16 protein-coding genes are annotated in these 17,363 nt (G+C 63.9%); 5 read left to right on the top strand and 11 right to left on the bottom strand.

The window, feature by feature from the left end:
- Window positions 1–40: 40 nt before the first annotated feature.
- From ACCQ16_RS00465 to ACCQ16_RS00510, 10 genes are all read right to left on the bottom strand, one after another.
- Window positions 41–859, bottom strand: a complete 819-nt coding sequence (locus ACCQ16_RS00465; protein WP_011345840.1) for a DUF4159 domain-containing protein — start codon at window positions 857–859, stop codon at window positions 41–43.
- Window positions 856–2,190 (bottom strand): TldD/PmbA family protein, encoded by a 1,335-nt coding sequence (locus ACCQ16_RS00470; RefSeq protein WP_008573991.1) that lies wholly within the window; start codon window positions 2,188–2,190, stop codon window positions 856–858. The genes ACCQ16_RS00465 and ACCQ16_RS00470 overlap by 4 nt, the downstream gene beginning before the upstream one ends.
- 14 nt (window positions 2,191–2,204) lie before the next feature.
- Window positions 2,205–3,839 carry a TldD/PmbA family protein gene (locus ACCQ16_RS00475; RefSeq protein WP_057678686.1) on the bottom strand — a complete coding sequence of 545 codons (1,635 nt, stop codon included), beginning with the start codon at window positions 3,837–3,839 and terminating at the stop codon, window positions 2,205–2,207.
- A gap of 718 nt (window positions 3,840–4,557) precedes the next feature.
- Window positions 4,558–6,186, bottom strand: a complete 1,629-nt coding sequence (locus ACCQ16_RS00480) for a TldD/PmbA family protein (protein WP_372380162.1) — start codon at window positions 6,184–6,186, stop codon at window positions 4,558–4,560.
- Window positions 6,187–6,567: 381 nt separating this feature from the next.
- Window positions 6,568–6,957, bottom strand: coding sequence for a hypothetical protein (locus ACCQ16_RS00485; protein ID WP_011345843.1), 390 nt, complete (start codon window positions 6,955–6,957; stop codon window positions 6,568–6,570).
- Window positions 6,958–7,022: 65 nt separating this feature from the next.
- Entirely contained in the window at window positions 7,023–7,277 is a 255-nt protein-coding gene (locus ACCQ16_RS00490) for a DUF2164 domain-containing protein (protein ID WP_029818161.1), read from the bottom strand.
- Window positions 7,278–7,395: 118 nt separating this feature from the next.
- Entirely contained in the window at window positions 7,396–7,782 is a 387-nt protein-coding gene (locus tag ACCQ16_RS00495) for a hypothetical protein (protein WP_277573435.1), read from the bottom strand.
- Window positions 7,783–7,867: 85 nt separating this feature from the next.
- Window positions 7,868–8,335 (bottom strand): hypothetical protein, encoded by a 468-nt coding sequence (locus ACCQ16_RS00500; protein WP_029818163.1) that lies wholly within the window; start codon window positions 8,333–8,335, stop codon window positions 7,868–7,870.
- Between the two features lie 322 nt (window positions 8,336–8,657).
- A complete protein-coding gene (locus tag ACCQ16_RS00505; protein ID WP_008573980.1) occupies window positions 8,658–9,668 on the bottom strand; it encodes a class 1 fructose-bisphosphatase in 1,011 nt (336 codons plus the stop codon).
- Between the two features lie 266 nt (window positions 9,669–9,934).
- Entirely contained in the window at window positions 9,935–11,137 is a 1,203-nt protein-coding gene (locus ACCQ16_RS00510; protein ID WP_014088932.1) for an amino acid aminotransferase, read from the bottom strand.
- 156 nt (window positions 11,138–11,293) lie between these two features.
- On the opposite strand from ACCQ16_RS00510, the gene ACCQ16_RS00515 reads away from it, so the two are divergent.
- The 5 genes from ACCQ16_RS00515 (at window position 11,294) to ACCQ16_RS00535 (ending at window position 17,043) form a co-directional block, all read left to right on the top strand.
- Window positions 11,294–13,435 carry a TonB-dependent receptor family protein gene (locus ACCQ16_RS00515; protein ID WP_277573434.1) on the top strand — a complete coding sequence of 714 codons (2,142 nt, stop codon included), beginning with the start codon at window positions 11,294–11,296 and terminating at the stop codon, window positions 13,433–13,435.
- A 110-nt stretch (window positions 13,436–13,545) separates the two neighbouring features.
- Window positions 13,546–13,842: a hypothetical protein gene (locus ACCQ16_RS00520; protein WP_031420532.1), complete on the top strand. Its 297-nt coding sequence runs from the start codon at window positions 13,546–13,548 to the stop codon at window positions 13,840–13,842.
- A 194-nt stretch (window positions 13,843–14,036) separates the two neighbouring features.
- The gene (locus ACCQ16_RS00525) at window positions 14,037–14,555 is read left to right on the top strand and encodes a hypothetical protein (protein ID WP_218489511.1); all 519 of its coding nucleotides are present in this window, start codon (window positions 14,037–14,039) and stop codon (window positions 14,553–14,555) included.
- Between the two features lie 386 nt (window positions 14,556–14,941).
- On the top strand, window positions 14,942–16,471 hold the full coding sequence (adh, locus tag ACCQ16_RS00530; RefSeq protein WP_031420534.1) for an aldehyde dehydrogenase: 1,530 nt from the start codon (window positions 14,942–14,944) through the stop codon (window positions 16,469–16,471).
- 176 nt (window positions 16,472–16,647) lie between these two features.
- Complete coding sequence (locus ACCQ16_RS00535) at window positions 16,648–17,043, top strand: DUF779 domain-containing protein (protein ID WP_011345853.1); 396 nt, start codon at window positions 16,648–16,650, stop codon at window positions 17,041–17,043.
- A gap of 102 nt (window positions 17,044–17,145) precedes the next feature.
- On the opposite strand, the gene ACCQ16_RS00540 is transcribed toward ACCQ16_RS00535, so the two are convergent.
- Window positions 17,146–17,325 (bottom strand): hypothetical protein, encoded by a 180-nt coding sequence (locus ACCQ16_RS00540; protein ID WP_008573948.1) that lies wholly within the window; start codon window positions 17,323–17,325, stop codon window positions 17,146–17,148.
- Window positions 17,326–17,363: the final 38 nt, after the last annotated feature.

A 17,363-nucleotide genomic window follows, 5' to 3' on the forward strand; every position in this document is an offset into this window, starting at 1 on the left:
TGCGCAAGCCTGGTTCGCCATGGCGAGCACCCTGCGGCGATCAATTGGTCAATGCATACATCACGATATTGACGCCGAACTTGGTGTTGTCTTCGGCCAGAAAACGCTTGTTGCGCCAGTCGTAATCCCATTCGCAACCGTAATCCTTGTTGCTGTAGAGCACCCCGAGCCGGCCATCGATGCTGATGCCTTTGAGATAGTCGTGCACCAGGTCGTCGCCCCAGCCATTGAGTTCGAAACCGGTGGCCGGCGGGCCGTCGGGGAAGGTGAAGAAGGCGCTGTAGAGTCGATGGTTCTTGGGCAGTTTCTGCAACGCCGTCTTGCCGAAGATCGAGGTCATCTGCGCTTCGAACGAGGTGGCGAACAAACCATCGATATCGTGGTTGCAATCGTCCACGAACACGAAGCCGCCGTTACGCACATAGCGCTCGAAGTTGCGCCGCTCGGCCGGGTTGAACTCCACCAGCTTGTGACCGGACAGATAGCAGAACGGCGCCTGCAACATGCGCGGATCGGCCAGATCCAGCACATGTTCCTGCGGGTCCACCCGCAGCTGGGTGTAGTCGATCAGCGAGGTGATCAGATTGGACGGCATGCGCGCGTCCACATCCCAATCGCCGGAGTCGTAGCGCAACCGGGTGAACCAGAAATCGTAATTGCCGGCCGCCCGCACGCGCTGCGGCAGCGCCAACGCAGCGACGCTACCGAGCAACAGGCCGAGAAAGTGGCGGCGCGTCGCAGGCGCCGCCAAGTGACGTAGACCGGAAACGGAAGGTGCAGGAAAAGTATCAGGATGCAGAGAGCCTGCTGTGCTCTCCCATTCTCGAATCCCGACTCCCGATTCCCGGCTCCTACTCACACCGCATCCGACAACGAAGTAAACGTAAAGTCCCGCAGCCGCATCGGCGGAATCATCATCACGAAGTTGGATTCATCGCCAGCCACGCGCACCGGCTTGCCCAACTCATCGATGTTATTGAGCATGATCACCGGCGATTCGTTGAAGCGGAAATTCTTCACCGGGTATTTGATCTGGCCGTTCTCGATGTAGAACGTGCCGTCGCGGGTGAGCCCGGTCAGCAGCACGGTCTGCGGGTCGACCATGCGGATGTACCAGGTGCGCGTGACCAGGATGCCCTTCTCGGTACCACGCACCAGCTCGGCGATGTTCTTGTCGCCGCCGGCCATCAGCAGGTTGCCTGGCTCGCCGACCGCACGCTTGCCGTTTTTCTGCGCCCAGAAGCGCGAATACTGCAGGTTGGCGATCTTGCCGTTTTCCACGATGGACATCTTCTCGCGCGGCAGGCCTTCCTCGTCCCACGGCATCACTGCCGCACGCGGGTCCCACGGGTCGGCGGTGATGTTCACGCGCGGGTCGTAGACCTGTTCGCCGAGCTTGTTGCCGCCACCTTTCTTGGACAGGAAGCTGCGCCCCTCATCGGCCATGCGCGCATCGAAGAAATTCATCATGAACGAGATCAGGCCTGCGGCCGCCGCCGGCTCCAGGATCACCGTGTATTTGCCCGGCTCCAGCGCCTTGGCTTCGGCCGAATCGCTGGCCTTGCGCATCGCGATGCGGATGTCCTGCTCGGCCTTGAAGTCGGCGGCATCCTTCAGATTGCGGCCCACCCAGCCCGAGCCGCGACCATCTTCGGTGCGCACGGTGCAGGTGTAGTCGAAGCGCGCACCGCGCTGATAGCCGAAGTTGCCCTTGCTGTTGGCGAATGCGGTAAAGCTCTGGCCGTCTTCGAGGAAGCCTGCGGCGATCAGCCCCTTGCCCTTGCATGGGGCGATCGAGTCGGCCGCCACCTGCGCGCGGAACGCCGGATCGACCGCTGCCGTGGATTCGCTGAAGGTCGGGCTGGGCCTGTAGGTCTGCTTGTCGACCGCCGGCATGAATTCCGGGTTTTCCGGCGCCAGCCGTGCGAGGTCTTCGGCACGGCGCACCACGCGCTCCAGCGAGGCGTCGTCGAACGCGTTGATGGTGGCAACGCCCACGCGCTTGCCGAACGCCACCTGCACCTGCAGGTCGGTGTTGTCGACGATGCCGCTGGTGGACACGTTGTTGAGCGCAAAACGGATATTGCCGTCGATCGAGCCGGTGAGCGTGGCGGTGCACTCGTCGGCCTTGGACAGCTTGATGACCTTGTCCAGGATGGCCTTGGCCTGCGCTTCGGTAAGGATGCTCATGTGGGTTTCTCCTGTCAGCCGAGCGAGCGGGCGGTGCTGATGACATTGATGCCATCGAAGCGGGCGGTGGACGAACCGTGCGAGACCGCCGAGACCTGGCTCGGCTGGCCCTTGCCGTCGAAGAACGAGCCGCCCAGGCGGTAGTCGCGCTGGTCGGCCACGGCGCTGCAGGCATTCCAGAACTCTGGGGTGCGGATCTGGTAGGCCACGTCTTCGAGCATGCGGGTGATGGCGCCGTTCTTGATTTCGTAGAACAGCTGGCCACCGAACTGCGCGTTGTAACGCTGCTGGTCGATGGAGAACGAGCCATCGCCGATGATGTAGATGCCGTTTTCCACGTTCTTGATCAGATCGCTCACGCTCAGCGGCGTCTTGCCGGCGGCCAGCGACACATTGGCCATGCGCTGGAACTGCACGCTCGACCACGAATCTGCATAGCAGCAGCCATCGGAGGCGGTCTTGCCCAGGATATGCGCCTGATCGCGGATGGCCTGGTAGTCCACCAGCTTGCCGTCGCGGATCAGGTCCCACTGCTTGGTCTTGACGCCTTCATCGTCGTAGCCCACCGCGCCGAGGCTACCTGCCTGCGTCTTGTCGGCGAGGATATGCACCTTGTCGCTGCCGTACTGGAAACCGGCCTTGAGCTTGTCCAGCGTGGCGAAACTGGTGCCGGCGTAATTGGCTTCGTAGCCAAGCACGCGGTCCAGTTCCAGCGGGTGGCCCACCGATTCGTGGATGGTGAGCCAGGTGTGCGAGGGATCCAGCACCAGGTCGTACTTGCCCGGCTTGACCGACGGCGCCTTGAGCTTCTCCTGCGCCTGCTTGGCTGCCGCAATCGCATCTTCCTTCATGTCGTAGGACAGGCCGTAATTGACCACGCCGTTGGGCGAGACGAACTTGCCGGAGGCGGCGCCATCGAGATATTCATAGCCCAGCCCCATCGGCGCGGACAACCCGTCGCGGGTGCGGAACTTGCCGCTGGCCTTGTCGATGGCCGTCACGCTCATCGGCGCCCAGATGCGGTGCACGTCCTGGTCGATGTAGGAGCCGTCGGTGCTGGCGAAATACTTCTGCTCGTTGACCACGAACAGCATCGAGTTGACGAAATTGGCCCCGGCCGCAGTGGCGGCGGCATTGACGCCGAGCAGCAGGTCCACCTTGTCCTTGATCGGCACTTCCATGGCGTTTTTCTTGATCGGCGTCTTCCAGCTCACCTCGCCCACGCCCGGCGTCGGCGCCAGTTGCACCGGCGTGCCCTGCACCTTGGCATTGGCCTTGGCGATCGCCGCCGCCTGCGCGGCGGCCTTGGCCACGCCCTGCTCGGTGAGCTCGTTGGTGGCGGCAAAGCCCCACGCGCCGCCCACGATGACGCGGATGCCGGCGCCGATGGACTCGGTGTTGACCACGTTCTGCACCTTGTCTTCGCGGGTGATCACGAACTGGCGCAGGTAGCGGCCGATGCGCACATCGCAATAGCTCGCTCCGGCCTGGCGCGCCGCGTTCAAGCCGGCATCGGCCAGACGCTTCTTGCGGCCCACATCGAAGGGCGTGAGCAACTGCTCGGCGGCAATGGCCTTGCCGAAGTAGGCAGGCACGATCAGCCCGCCCATGGTCAGCCCGGTGAGGGCCAGGAAATCACGTCGCTGCACGGGCAACTCCCCAATAGTCCCGCGCGGCGCGCAGGTGGTGTGGTGACACGCACATGGCTCTGCGCGCGGTATCGGCCGATTCTTGCCGGGCGATGAATGCTGCGTCAAATGACTTTCGGCAGGGGTGCGTGTGCAAACGTTGTGCGCAGGCCGATGGCGTGGCACAACCGGCGTGCATCGAGTGGATGGCGAGCGCGGCTGGCGGTGTGCGATGACTATCGCTGTACGTTGGATGCGCAGATCCATTCCTTAAATCAGGTGCAGAGCGCATGCTCTGCGCGCTCACTGCAGGGTCCTTGCCCGCCCACCATCGCAGGACACGCTGCAAGTACGTCCCTGTAAGCTCCGTGGCGGCATCCATGCCGCCAAGGGTCCCGCGACGGTGAGCAGGCAAGGACCAGTCAAGTTGGTCGGTGTGCAAAGTTTTCAGCGAGCAAACAGCAATGGTCTCGCGCGGTGCTCTCTGTTCTTCAACAAGCAACCAGCGGACTTTCTGGTGCGGTGTCCTCGCCGATTGCGGGACCGTTGGCGGCATGGATGCCGCCATCGAGCCCCCATGGACGGGTTCACGGCGTGTCCCGCGAGCGGTGAGGGCACCGCGCGCTCGACTGACCAAGCTTGAAGATAGTTAAGCGACCGCAACAAACACAATCTCAGTGCCTAAATGTGCTGAGCCAACGCAGACAACTCAATCACCACGCAGTCGATCCACCAACCCTCAACCCAACGAACGCGCGGTATTGATCACGTTGATGCCATCGAAGCGCGCGGTGGACGCGCCATGCGACACCGCCGAGACCTGGCTCGGCTGGCCCTTGCCATCGAAGAACGAGCCACCCAGGCGGAAGTCGCGCTCGTCGCACACGGCACTGCAGGCATTCCAGAATTCCGGCGTGCGGATCTGGTAGGCGCCGTCTTCCACCAAGCGGGTGACCTGGCCGTTTTCGATCTCGTAGAACAGCTGCCCGCCGAACTGCGCGTTGTAGCGCTGCTGGTCGATCGAATACGAACCGCGCCCATGGATGTACAAGCCGTGCTCCACGTTCCTGATCATGTCGGCAACCGCCAACGGCGTCCTGCCTGGCGCCAACGACACATTGGGCATGCGCTGGAATTGCACGTTCGACCACGAATCGGCGTAGCTACAGCCATCGGACGCAGTCTTGCCGAGCAGGTGCGCCTGATCGCGCGTGCATTGGTAGTCGACCAGGATGCCGTCCTTCACCAGCTCCCATTGTTTGGTCTTGACGCCCTCATCGTCGTACCCCACCGCACCCAGGCTGCCCGGCTGGGTCTTGTCGGCGACGAAGGTCACCGCATCGCTGCCCCAGCGGTAACCTGCATCGCGCTTGTCCAGGGTGGCGAAACTGGTGCCGGCGTAGTTGGCCTCGTAACCCAGCACGCGATCGAGCTCCAGCGGGTGCCCGACCGACTCATGGATGGTGAGGAACAGATTGCTCGGGTCGATCACCAGATCGTACTTGCCTGCCTTCACCGACGGCGCGGTGAGTTTGGCGCGCGCCTGCCTGGCCGCGGCGATCGCATCTTCGCGCGCATCGTAGCTGTGCCCGTAACCGATCAGCCCGCCTGGCAGCTGGTGCTTCTGGCCGGCATCGCCATCCAGATATTCGTAGCCCATGCCCATGGGCGAGGACAGCCCATCGCGGGTGCGGAACTTGCCGCTGGCCTTGTCCACTGCAGTGACGGTGAAGGGCAGCCACAACCGGTGCACGTCCTGATCGATGTAGGAGCCATCGCTGCTGGCGAAATACTTTTGCTCATTGATCGCAAACATGCGCGAGGCCACGAAGGTGGCCCCGGCATTGAGCGCAGCTGCATTGACGTCCATCAGCAGCGCCACCTTGTCCTGCAGCGGCACTTCCATGGCGTTCTTCCTGATCGGCGTCTTCCAGCTGACCTGTCCGGCCGGCGTCACCGGCGCCAGCTGCACCGGCGTGCCGCCCAAGCGCGCATTCGCCTTGGCAATGGCCAACGCCTGCCGCGTGGCGGTGGCCACGCCATCGCTGGTCAATGTGTTGGTGGCCGCAAACCCCCAGGCGCCATCGGCCAGCACGCGCACGCCCACCCCGATGGATTCGGCATTGACCACGTTTTCCACCTGCGCCTCGCGGGTGATCACGAACTGGCGCAGATAACGCCCCACGCGCACGTCGCAATAGCTGGCACCGGCAGCCTTGGCGGTGGTGAGTGCGGCATCTGAAAGGCGCCGGTTGCGTGCTGCATCCACTGGGGCAAGCAGCTGCTCGGCGGCGATTAGCCGCGTGTTGGGGAGTAGCAGCTCGGCGGCGCCGATGCCGGACAGGGTGAGGAAGGTACGACGGTCCACGTGCGGTCTCTCCAATCGATGCGTGCAGCGCGAGAGGCGCACACCGGCATCCGAGCGTTACCGCGTACACCGATTTGGTCAAGTGCTAGCGGTGTTCGATCCAAACAGTTCCCTGCAATGCAAACCGAACGTGGCCCGCATAAGCGAACGCGAGCAAGCGTGAATCGTGCGCATGGCGGTGGGCCGCGACGACGCAACCTTGACTCGGCTGCGGATGTACCAGCGCTCCAGCGGGGCGTGCGCTGTCTATCGTACGCAGGGAAATTCGACGACACCCTCGAATCACTGCACTGCACTGCACTGCACTGCACTGCATCTGGGCGCAGGCGCACTACCGGACAGTGTCGGACGGGATGTTGAAGCCGGCACTTCAGCGCAGTCTCAGGGCGTCCCGCTACGGCGGAGCTTTCGGTCCAGTACATAGCCGAGTACGCCGCCCAATGTGATCGGCAGCAACGCGTAAATCGGAATGAAGATCAGCGCCAATGCCGACTGTGCATCGGCGCGTAAATCGAGGGTTGCATGCGCCCAGGCGAGCACACCAAAGCCAAGCAGGCACGGCACCAACAATGCAATCGGCCGCCGGTACAAAAAGCTGATGCACAGCAGCGCACCCCAGGCGATCGCATTGAATCCACCCAACAACAGCCAACCACCGAGGCCGACATCCGTGTACTGGCGCAACCACCCCAGTCCGAATGGCAGGCGTGCCGCATACGGCAGCACCACGCCGGCGATCACGAGCAGGAAGCGGGCACTCGCTAAAGTCATTGCAGTCTTCCCTACCTGTCGTTCAAGAGGAAACGCTAGCGCATGCGCGTGAACCGGAGAGGGTCCTACCTTATGAAATCGGTGGGTCGTTCCAGCTGGAATATCGATTCGCCCAAGTCGTCCAGCTTCTTGGCAACGATGGCCTGCGCATCGCAGATACCCCGATTGTAGAAATAAGCTCCCACCTCTTCGGCGAAGAAATCCAGCAGAAACTCCGCATCGAAGCGTCCTATCTGCTGCTTCAGTTCCTCGGTGAAATACAGCTGGATCTTGCGCGTGATTGCCGCCCGCTCGCCTTCGCTGAATTTGATCTCGGTCATGGATGCTCTGGTTGGCTCAACCACGGTATCGGGGCGATTTGCGTTGCCACACCGGCAACTTGGGGCGATTGCCGGCGGTTGAACCCAATCACTTGCTGGTCGGCATCGAGATGAAGGGTCAGATGGCAACCGGCCAGCGGGAAGGCCGCCCTGCCCGAATGTAGTCAAGGTATTCGGACTCGGCAATCCCGAGCTTGGTCCAGCGAGTAGGGTCCGCCGCCAGGAATGTGCTGGCATACGTCACGGCAGCGGCAGCGTCCGCAAAGATGGCGGCAGGGGCACAAGGCCCGTCTGGCTCGAAATATGCGAAGTCATGCAGATCCGAATAGTCTTCGCTGCCAACGTCCTCGACGTCATACATCCATACCTCGATGCAATCGTTTGCCGGCCGTAGCTCGACATGGCGAACGTATGCTGCATCGACTGGGCTTTTTCCGAGAAATTGCTCGACCGACGTGCTGCGCCCTAATGTGGCTGGAATATCGATCGGCAAAAGATGTCGCATACGGGCTCCCTGCCTTCAAATTGCCGTTGCTCCTCAAGTAAATCGAGCCGCGCCGCGCCGCGATGCGGCGTCGGCTCGATTGTGCTTACTTGGACTGACTTGCCGCGCGCTTGAAATAGGCCGTGCGCATCATCGGGTTGCCGTCCTTGAAATACGCTTCGATTTCGGTCATGACCTTGCCGTCGGCACTGACCGTATAGGTGCGGGTGGAGGCCGGCACGCCTTGATACATCAACTGCATCACCAACACGCCGGGCTCGGGCATTTTGACCGCGGCACGGTCCACCAGGTAGGTGCCCGACGCCTGACCCGGTGTGCCGTCCAGCAGTAGCGTGGATTGCGCCTGCAACTTCGTGTCATCGTGTTCGACGATTTCGGCAGTGGTTGCCCATTTGTTACCCGGAACCTGCTTGAACTGCAGGACGACACGTTTGGGGCGTACAGCTTCCGGCATCGGCAGGCTGCTGGTGTCCAGCAGCCAGGTTCCGACCAGTGGCGATGGCGTGGTTGACGCGGAGAAGGCGGGGGTGGCCTGCAACAGGACGGCAGCCACCAGTGCAACGCGTGCGGTCTTCATGAGAACTCCCTGATCCAGACGTGATCCTTGCGGTCAGTCGGCCGACTGGTGCAAGGCAGTGCGATTGGAATCGACTTCGCGTAGACCGTCCCACTCCGGCTCCGGCCCGAGGGCGATACTCACTGCTGCCACACGTGGAGTCAAATGACGACCCATGAAGACATGTCGCGCCGGCGGCCCTCGTTTGCCATCGTCTAATGAGCGCTGCAATCAGCGGGCGCCATGAACCAAGACACCCGCACTAGGCGGGTGTCTTGTGGAATCCAGTTTGCGTGCCTTGCACGCTGCACCCGCTGCCTTACGCCTTATCGGCATCCAGGTGATATCGCGTCGCTTCGGCCACTTCGTTCTTCGAGCCCAGGAACACCGGTACGCGCTGGTGCAGTTGTGTCGGCTGGATGTCCAGAATGCGTTCGCGTCCGGTGGTGGCGGCGCCGCCGGCCTGTTCCACCAGCATGCTCATCGGGTTGGCTTCGTACATCAGGCGCAGCTTGCCCGGCTTGCCCGGATCCTTCTTGTCCCAGGGGTAGATGAAGATGCCGCCGCGGGTGAGGATGCGGTGCACGTCGGCCACCATGCTGGCGATCCAGCGCATGTTGAAATCCTTGCCGCGTGCGCCGTCCTTGCCGGCCAGCAGGTCGCCCACGTAGGCCTGCATCGCCGGTTCCCAGTGGCGCTGGTTGGACATGTTGATGGCGTATTCGGCGGTGTCTTCGGGCACGCGCATGTTGGCCTGGGTCAGCAGGAAGCTGCCTTCTTCACGCTCCAGGGTGAAGGCGTGGGTACCGTGGCCCAGCGTGAGCACCAGCATGGTGCTGGGGCCGTAGATACAGTAGCCGGCGGCGACCTGTTGGGTGCCCGGCTGCAGGAAGTGCTCATCGCCCGGCTTTTCGGTGCCCTTGGGTGCGCGCAGCACCGAGAAGATGGTGCCGACCGAGACATTGACGTCGATGTTGGAACTGCCGTCCAAAGGATCGAACAACAGCAGGAAATCGCCGCTGGGGTATTGGTCGGGCACCGGCTGGCTGTGGTCCATTTCTTCGGACGCGCACGCGGCCAGATGGCCGCCCCAGGCGTTGGCTTCGAGCAGGATGTCGTTGCTGAGCACATCGAGCTTTTTCTGTGCTTCGCCCTGTACGTTGCCGGTGCCGGCATCGCCGAGCACGCCGCCCAGGGCGCCCTTGCTCACGGCGATGGAAATGCGCTTGCAGGCGCGCGAGACGATGGTGATCAGCTGGCGCAATTCCGCATCGATACGGCCGGCGTGTTGCTCTTCGATCAGGAAGCGGGTCAGCGAGGGACGCGACATGGGAACGGGCAGCCTGTGTAGGAAGTGGGCCGCCATTGTCGCCATTGCCGCGTTAGATTTCGATCACTTGATGCGCGGTTTGCATCGCCGGTGATCGAATATGTGCGGATGGCGTGTGATAAGCGGGGGGTGTCCCGCGCTACCGCATCCAGCACGCCGTGCGTCGTCGGGGCGAGGGAGCAGCAGCAAGCACGAAAAAGCCGGGAGGCTTGCGCGCTCCCGGCTTATGACTTCAGCCGCTGTCGCCGATGGCGCTCCGCGCTGCATTACACCCGGCTGACAGTGGCCACGGCCTGGGCCACGTAGTCCAGGTTGCGCTGGCTCAGTGCGGCCACGCAGATGCGGCCGGTGCCGACGGCGTAGATCGCGAACTCGTCGCGCAGGCGGTCTACCTGGGTCCGGGTCAGGCCCGAGTACGAGAACATGCCGGCCTGGCGCTGGATGAAGTCGAACTCCGGCGCGCCCAGCGTGGCGAGTTTTTCCACCAGCCCAGCGCGCAGGGAATGGATGCGCTCGCGCATTTCGGTCAGTTCCTGCTCCCACAGATCGCGCAGCTCCGGGCTGGTCAGCACGCCGGCCACCAGCGCGGCGCCGTGCGTGGACGGGCTGGAGTAGATCGTGCGGATGATGCGCTTGACCTGCGACTGCACGGCCTTGGCTTCGGCGGCGGTGGCCGAGACCACCGACAGCGCGCCCACGCGCTCGCCATACAGCGAGAACGACTTGGAGTAGGAGCTGGCGACCACGTAGCTGTCGATGCCTTCGGCAGCCAGCAGGCGCACCGCATAGGCATCGGCCTCGATGCCCTGGTCGAAGCCCTGGTAGGCGATGTCGACGAACGGGAACAGGTTGCGTTCCTTCAACAGCCCCGCCACCTGCTTCCACTGTTCGCGGCTCAGGTCTGCGCCGGTGGGGTTGTGGCAGCAGGCGTGCAGCAGCACCACGGTGCCCGGCTCCAGCTTGGCCAGGTCGGCGAGCATGCCGTCGAAGTTCAGGCCATGGCTGGCGGCATCGAAATAGGTGTAATCGACAACCTCGAAGCCGGCCGCGCCGAACACCGCGCGATGGTTTTCCCAGCTGGGGTTGCTGATGGCGATGGTGGCGGTGGGCAGTAGCTTCTTGAGCAGGTCCGCGCCCACGCGCAATGCACCGCTGCCGCCGACGGTCTGCGAGGTCGCCACGCGGCCGGAGGTCACCAGCGCAGAGTCGGCGCCGAACAGCAGCTCCTGGGTGGCCTTGTCGTACGCGGCCAGGCCGTCGATGGGCAGGTAACCGCGCGGTTTGGCGTCCTGCGCGAGCTGCTGCTCGATCTTGTGCACGGCGCGCAACAGCGGGATGCGTCCGTTTTCGTCGTAATAGATGCCCACGCCCAGGTTGACCTTGTTGGGGCGGCTGTCGGCGTTGTAGGCCTCGGTCAGGCCCAGGATGGGGTCGCCTGGAACCTGTTCCACGTTTGCAAAGAAGGACACGGCATGACTCGCTGAAGGACGAAAGAGTGGGGTACTTCCGGATCGTTGACCGCTGCTGGGCCAAACCACTTCATCGTAGCAGCCCATGGCCGGCGTAGCATGCTTCGTTCCGTACGCAACAATGCACTGCCAGTACGGATGAGGGACACTACCTGCATGTCCAGACTCACCTTGTTGGCCGCCGCCTGCGGCCTGTTCGCCACGGGCGCCACATCGCCCGTCCTGGCCACCGATCCGGTGCCGCCCGCCTCCTCCACGCCGATCCAGCGCCTGCCCGCCGTGCAGGTGGACGCAGCGCGCGTGCGCGGGGTGGACGACTTCGACCTGCCGGCCTCGTTCACCGTGGTGGCGGCCGATGACGACAACCGCCGTGGCGCGCAGGTGTCCGAGCTGCTGGACGGCATCCCCGGGCTGGTGGCGCGCGACCGCCAGAACTACGCGCAGGACACCCAGCTGTCGATCCGCGGCTTCGGCGCGCGCTCCACCTTCGGCGTGCGCGGCGTGCGGCTGTTGGTGGACGGCATCCCGGCCAGCATGCCCGACGGCCAGGGCCAGCTGTCGCACTTCAACGTGCTGGGCGCGCAACGGGTGGAAGTGCTGCGCGGGCCGTTTTCGGCGCTGTACGGCAACTCTTCCGGCGGCGTGCTGCAGCTGTGGAGCGCCGATGGCCAGCCGGACGACCCGTGGCGTCTGCGCGCCACCTATGGCAGCAACGCCACCGTTAACGTCGGTGCGCAATTGCTCGGCCAGCAGGGCGCGGTGCACTACAACGTGGCGGCTAATCGTTTCGACACCGATGGCTTCCGTGCGCATAGCCGCGCCAGGCGCGACTCGGTCAACGCCAAGCTCGGCTTCGATCTGGCCGAGGGCCGCCGGCTGGACCTGGTGCTCAACTATCTGGACGCACCCGATGCCCAGGACCCGCTCGGTCTGACCCGCGCCCAGTTCACTGCCGACCCGGCACAGGCCACGTCGGTGGCCACCCAGTTCGATACCCGCAAGTCGGTGCGCCAGTCGCAGGCAGGCGCCATTTTCACCCAGCAATTGGATAACCAGACGCTGCGCCTGATGGCCTATGGCGGCCAGCGCAGCGTGGAGCAGTTCCTGGCCATTCCGGTGGCGGTGCAGCGCAATCCGCTGCATTCGGGCGGGGTGATCGATCTGGACAGCAATTACGAAGGGGCCGATGCGCGCTGGGCCTGGCAGAGCGAAGCGCTGGGCCGGCCGCTGCAGCTGACCGTTGGCACCAATGTCGACCGCCAGCGCCAGCACCGCACCGGTTACGAGAATTTCGTCGGCGACACACTCGGCATCAAGGGCGCATTGCGCCGCAACCAGCGCGATGAGGTCCAGAACGTGGACCAGTTCGCGCAGCTGTGGTGGCAGTGGAGCGAGCGCTGGTCGGCGCTGCTGGGCGTGCGCCATAGCGACGTGCGCTTTGAATCGGACGACCACTACATCGTTGGCCGCAATCCCGACGACAGCGGCAAGCGCGCTTATTCGGCGACCACGCCGGTGGCCGGCATTGTGTTCCGCGCCGACGAGGATCTGCGGTTTTACGCGTCGGTCGGGCGCGGTTTCGAAACGCCCACCTTCAACGAACTGGGGTACCGCAGCGATGGCGGCGCCGGCCTGGCGCTGGACCTGGGCGCGGCCACCAGCCGCAACTACGAAGTGGGCAGCAAGTGGCGCGCGCAAAGCGGTGCAGCGCTGGAATTTGCGGTCTTCCGTGCCGATACCGACGACGAGCTGGCGGTGGCCAGCAATACCAACGGGCGCAGCACCTATCGCAACATCGGCGCCACCCGGCGCCAGGGCGCGGAGCTCAGCTGGCAACAGCTGATCGGTGCCGCCCAGCAGCTGCAGCTGGCCTATACCTTCGTCGATGCCACCGTGCGCGACGGCTACCTCACCTGTGCCAGCAGCGGCTGCGCCACGCCCACCGCACTGGTGGCCAGTGGTTCGCGCCTGCCGGGCGTGCCGCGCCAGCAACTGTTTGCGCGCTGGCAATGGCAGCCGGCGCAATGGCAGTTGGCTGCCGAATCGGTGGCCTCCGGCGCCACCGTGGTCAACGACCTGGCCACCGAACGTGCACCCGGCTACGCCTTGGTGAACCTGGAAGCCTCCCGGCGCTGGACCACCACGCAGGGCGCATTGCGCGCCTTCGCACGCATCGACAATGTGCTGGACCGGCAGTACGTGGGCTCGGTCATCGTCAACGATGGCAACGGCCGCTACTACGAGCCCGGCCCGGACCGCACCTACACGGTGGGATTGCAGTGGGATTTCGGCGGCTGAGAAACATTCCACGCACCGCACACCACCACGCACCGTGGCCTCGTAGGAGCGCCCCCGGGCGCGACGAGCCTGTCCCGATCAGACCGTTCCCCACGCTATACCGCACCAGCATGATCGTCATCGACCACGCCCCCGCCGACTGGTTCCTTCTCTCCGAGGGCGATCGCTCTTGGCTGGATATCAACTGCGCGATCTCGGCCGCCGGCTTTTCGATCCTGCTGCTGTTGGACGCCACCGAGCGTGCCGCCGTGCTGGCAGGCCAGCATGCCGCCTGCGCAACGTTGGCGGCCCACGTTCAAGCCCGGCCACACGACTACGCTGCACGCGACAGCAGCGCGACCGACGGCAAGCGCGTGCTTGCGGCAGTGCGTCAATGGCGTGCGAGAGGAAGTACCGCGGCCGGCTAGTGCGCTATTGCGCCGTGCCGATGGGACTAGCCGATGGCGAGACTGAAGGTTGCGCTGCTGCCTGTGCGTGCTCGCAGCGCGTTGCGCTCTGGTAGACAGCCTCCTGCGCGAGTCCGAGCAAGTCGGCGCCGAGCCAGGCACCGTCAGATCGGCATGCTAGCCTCTGCCACGCATTCACGGCATGGAGCGCAACGATGATGGTCTGCAAGCGAACGGTCATGGTGGCGGCGATGGCGGCCGGCCTGCTGGTCTGCAACGCCGCGTGGGCAGACCACGTGGATATGCGCATCGTGCGCGACTATCCGGCCGGCACCCCGGCCATTGCACAAATCCACGCGTGGTTGCAGCAGCAATCCAGGCTGGGGACGCAGCCCAGGCAAACGCCGCCGCCGGCCGATGCCGCAGCGCTGGGCGCGGTGCGCATCAGCACCGCCATCTTCGATCGTCCGTTGAATACGCGCGCCGATGACATCAGCAACGCCGCGCCGCTGCCCGCACGCGGCCAGCCGCGCGACGAAATCACGATCGACGCCTGTACTGCCGGCCAACGCCATCGTTGGGTCTATTCCTGGGAGCAGTCCGGTCGGAGTGCCGCATGGCAGCTGCGCTCTTACCGGCTACAAACGGCAACCGACTGCCAAGTGCCACCGGAGCAATCCATGGCCATCGGCACGGCAGCAGAGCACGGTGTGACGGTAACTGGCAAACCTTAGCGCGGTTGGCAGCGTCAGCTCGGTGAATGCACAAGCCTGGCAGTCGTGTCACCGCCCGCGTTGCGTTGATTGACTCGACGTGCTTGCCGCGTGCGCTACACGCCTTGCTCTCCTCGCCGATGTTCAGTGTGTCAGTGCCTCACTGGCGAACCTGCGTTGCGACAGATGCGGCAAGCCGGCGGCCAGACGAAACGGCGCGGCATACGCCATTCTGCTGCAGTGCCATCGACGTCAGGCCGATGACGCGCTGCAGCGTATTTTTCGCGGGAATGGCAGGGTCAATCCCGGTTCCACGATGACGCAGCGCAACAGCATCGCACATGACATTGCGCTAGCACTTGCGCGGGTATACACGTTCGCATCGGACCACTTGCCAGGAGATCACGATGAACGCGCAACCTGCCACCAAGCCGCTCAACACCGATCCGCAGTCGATCTTCAAACCGCGCTACGACAACTTCATCGGCGGCAAGTGGGTCGCGCCGAAGGATGGTCAGTATTTCGACAACACCACGCCGATCAACGGCAAGGTCTTTACCTCGATCGCGCGCTCCACCGCTCCGGATATCGAAGCGGCGCTGGATGCTGCGCACGCGGCCAAGGAGGCGTGGGGCAAGACCTCCACCACCGAGCGCTCTAACGTACTGCTCAAGATCGCCGACCGCATCGAACAGAATCTCGAACTGCTCGCGTACGCCGAGACCTGGGACAACGGCAAGCCGGTGCGCGAAACGCTCAATGCCGACGTGCCATTGTGCGTGGACCACTTCCGCTATTTCGCCGGTGCCATCCGCGCGCAGGAAGGCGGTATTTCCGAGATCGACAGCGACACCATCGCGTATCACTTCCACGAACCGTTGGGCGTGGTGGGGCAGATCATTCCGTGGAATTTCCCGCTGCTGATGGCGTGCTGGAAACTCGCGCCGGCGCTTGCCGCCGGCAACTGCGTGGTGATGAAGCCGGCAGAGCAGACGCCGGCTTCGATTTTGGTGTTGATGGAACTCATCGGCGACCTGCTGCCGCCTGGCGTGTTGAACGTGGTCAACGGCTTCGGCCTGGAGGCCGGCAAGCCGCTGGCCAGCAACCCGCGCATCGCCAAGATTGCGTTCACCGGCGAAACCACCACCGGCCGGCTGATCATGCAGTACGCCAGCCAGAACCTGATTCCGGTGACGCTGGAGCTGGGTGGCAAATCGCCCAACATCTTCTTCGCCGATGTGATGGCCGAAGACGACGATTTTCTCGACAAGGCGGTGGAAGGCTTCGTGCTGTTCGCCTTCAATCAAGGCGAAGTGTGTACCTGCCCGTCGCGCGCGCTGATCCAGGAATCCATCTACGACAGCTTCATGGAAAAGGCGCTTGCGCGCGTGGCGGCGATCAAGCAGGGCAATCCGCTCGATCCCAACACCATGGTCGGTGCGCAGGCGTCCAGTGAGCAGCTGGAAAAAATTCTCTCCTACATCGATATCGGCAAGCAGGAAGGTGCGCAAGTGCTGATCGGCGGCGAGCGCAACACGCTCGAGGGCGACCTGGCCGGGGGCTTTTACGTCAAGCCCACGGTGTTCAAGGGGCACAACAAGATGCGCGTGTTCCAGGAGGAGATCTTCGGCCCGGTGGTCTCGGTCACCACCTTCAAGGACGAAGCCGACGCGCTGGCGATCGCCAACGACACGCTATACGGCCTGGGTGCCGGCCTCTGGAGTCGCGACGCTTCGCGCCTGTATCGGATGGGCCGCGCGATCCAGGCTGGCCGCGTGTGGACCAACTGCTATCACGCCTACCCGGCGCATGCTGCATTTGGCGGGTACAAGCAGTCGGGCATCGGCCGCGAAAACCACAAGATGATGCTCGACCACTATCAACAGACCAAGAACCTGTTGGTGAGCTATTCGCCGAAGGCGCTGGGGCTTTTCTAACGGCAGCTGCGTGGCTGACCGCCTCGATGTTTGCGCACACGAAAGCCAGCCGGGCTTGTTCTGCTGCACCATCGATGCAAAGGCATGCACACGGTGTCCGCGTGCATGCACGCCCGCACATAGCGGCAGGGTATGGTGCTCGACAAGGCGGCCGGAGCGGCCGCAGGAGTTAGCCGATGCAAGACAGCACCACGCGCACTGAGCTGCCGGCCCAGGTAACGGCCACGCTGGCGGCACTGCAGCTGATCGACAAGCTGCGTGCCCAGCATGGCGATGTGTTGTTCCACCAATCCGGCGGCTGCTGCGATGGGTCTTCGCCAATGTGTTTTGCGGTCGGCGAATTCATCGTCGGCGACCGCGACGTCTTGCTGGGCGAGATTGGCGGCGCGCCGTTCTACATCAGCGCGCCGCAATTTGAATACTGGAAGCACACCCAGCTCATCATCGATGTGGTGCCGGGGCGCGGTGGCATGTTTTCGCTGGAAAATGGGGAAGGTGTGCGCTTCCTGGTGCGGTCGCGGCTGTTTGATGATGATGAATTCGCACGGTTGCAGCAGGCCGGCCGGGCGTGAGCCACGCGGTGAGATTTGCCCCGTGATCACGGATCGGCCTGGTGCAGGTTGGTTTGTCTTTCAACCCACGCTTTCAGCCAGAGACCCGCCAGGAACACCTCTTCAGTCATCGGTCCCCGTCGATGGCGCGCTTCCCGGCTTCTTGGCCGGCGTCTGGTCATCGGCAGGAATCAGGCGCCCGGGCGCATCGCCGGCGCCGCGGTCTTCATAGTGTTCGGCGTCGCGCTTGCCGTGTTGTTCGCCCGGCTGGGTGGGTTGGTCGCGTAACGGGTCGCGGGACATGGTGGACTCCTGACAGCAAGATGGGCGAGCAGTTCACC

Origin of the sequence: Xanthomonas sp. NCPPB 1062 (assembly GCF_041481705.2) — a bacterium.
GTDB classification, from domain to species: Bacteria; Pseudomonadota; Gammaproteobacteria; order Xanthomonadales; family Xanthomonadaceae; genus Xanthomonas; species Xanthomonas euvesicatoria.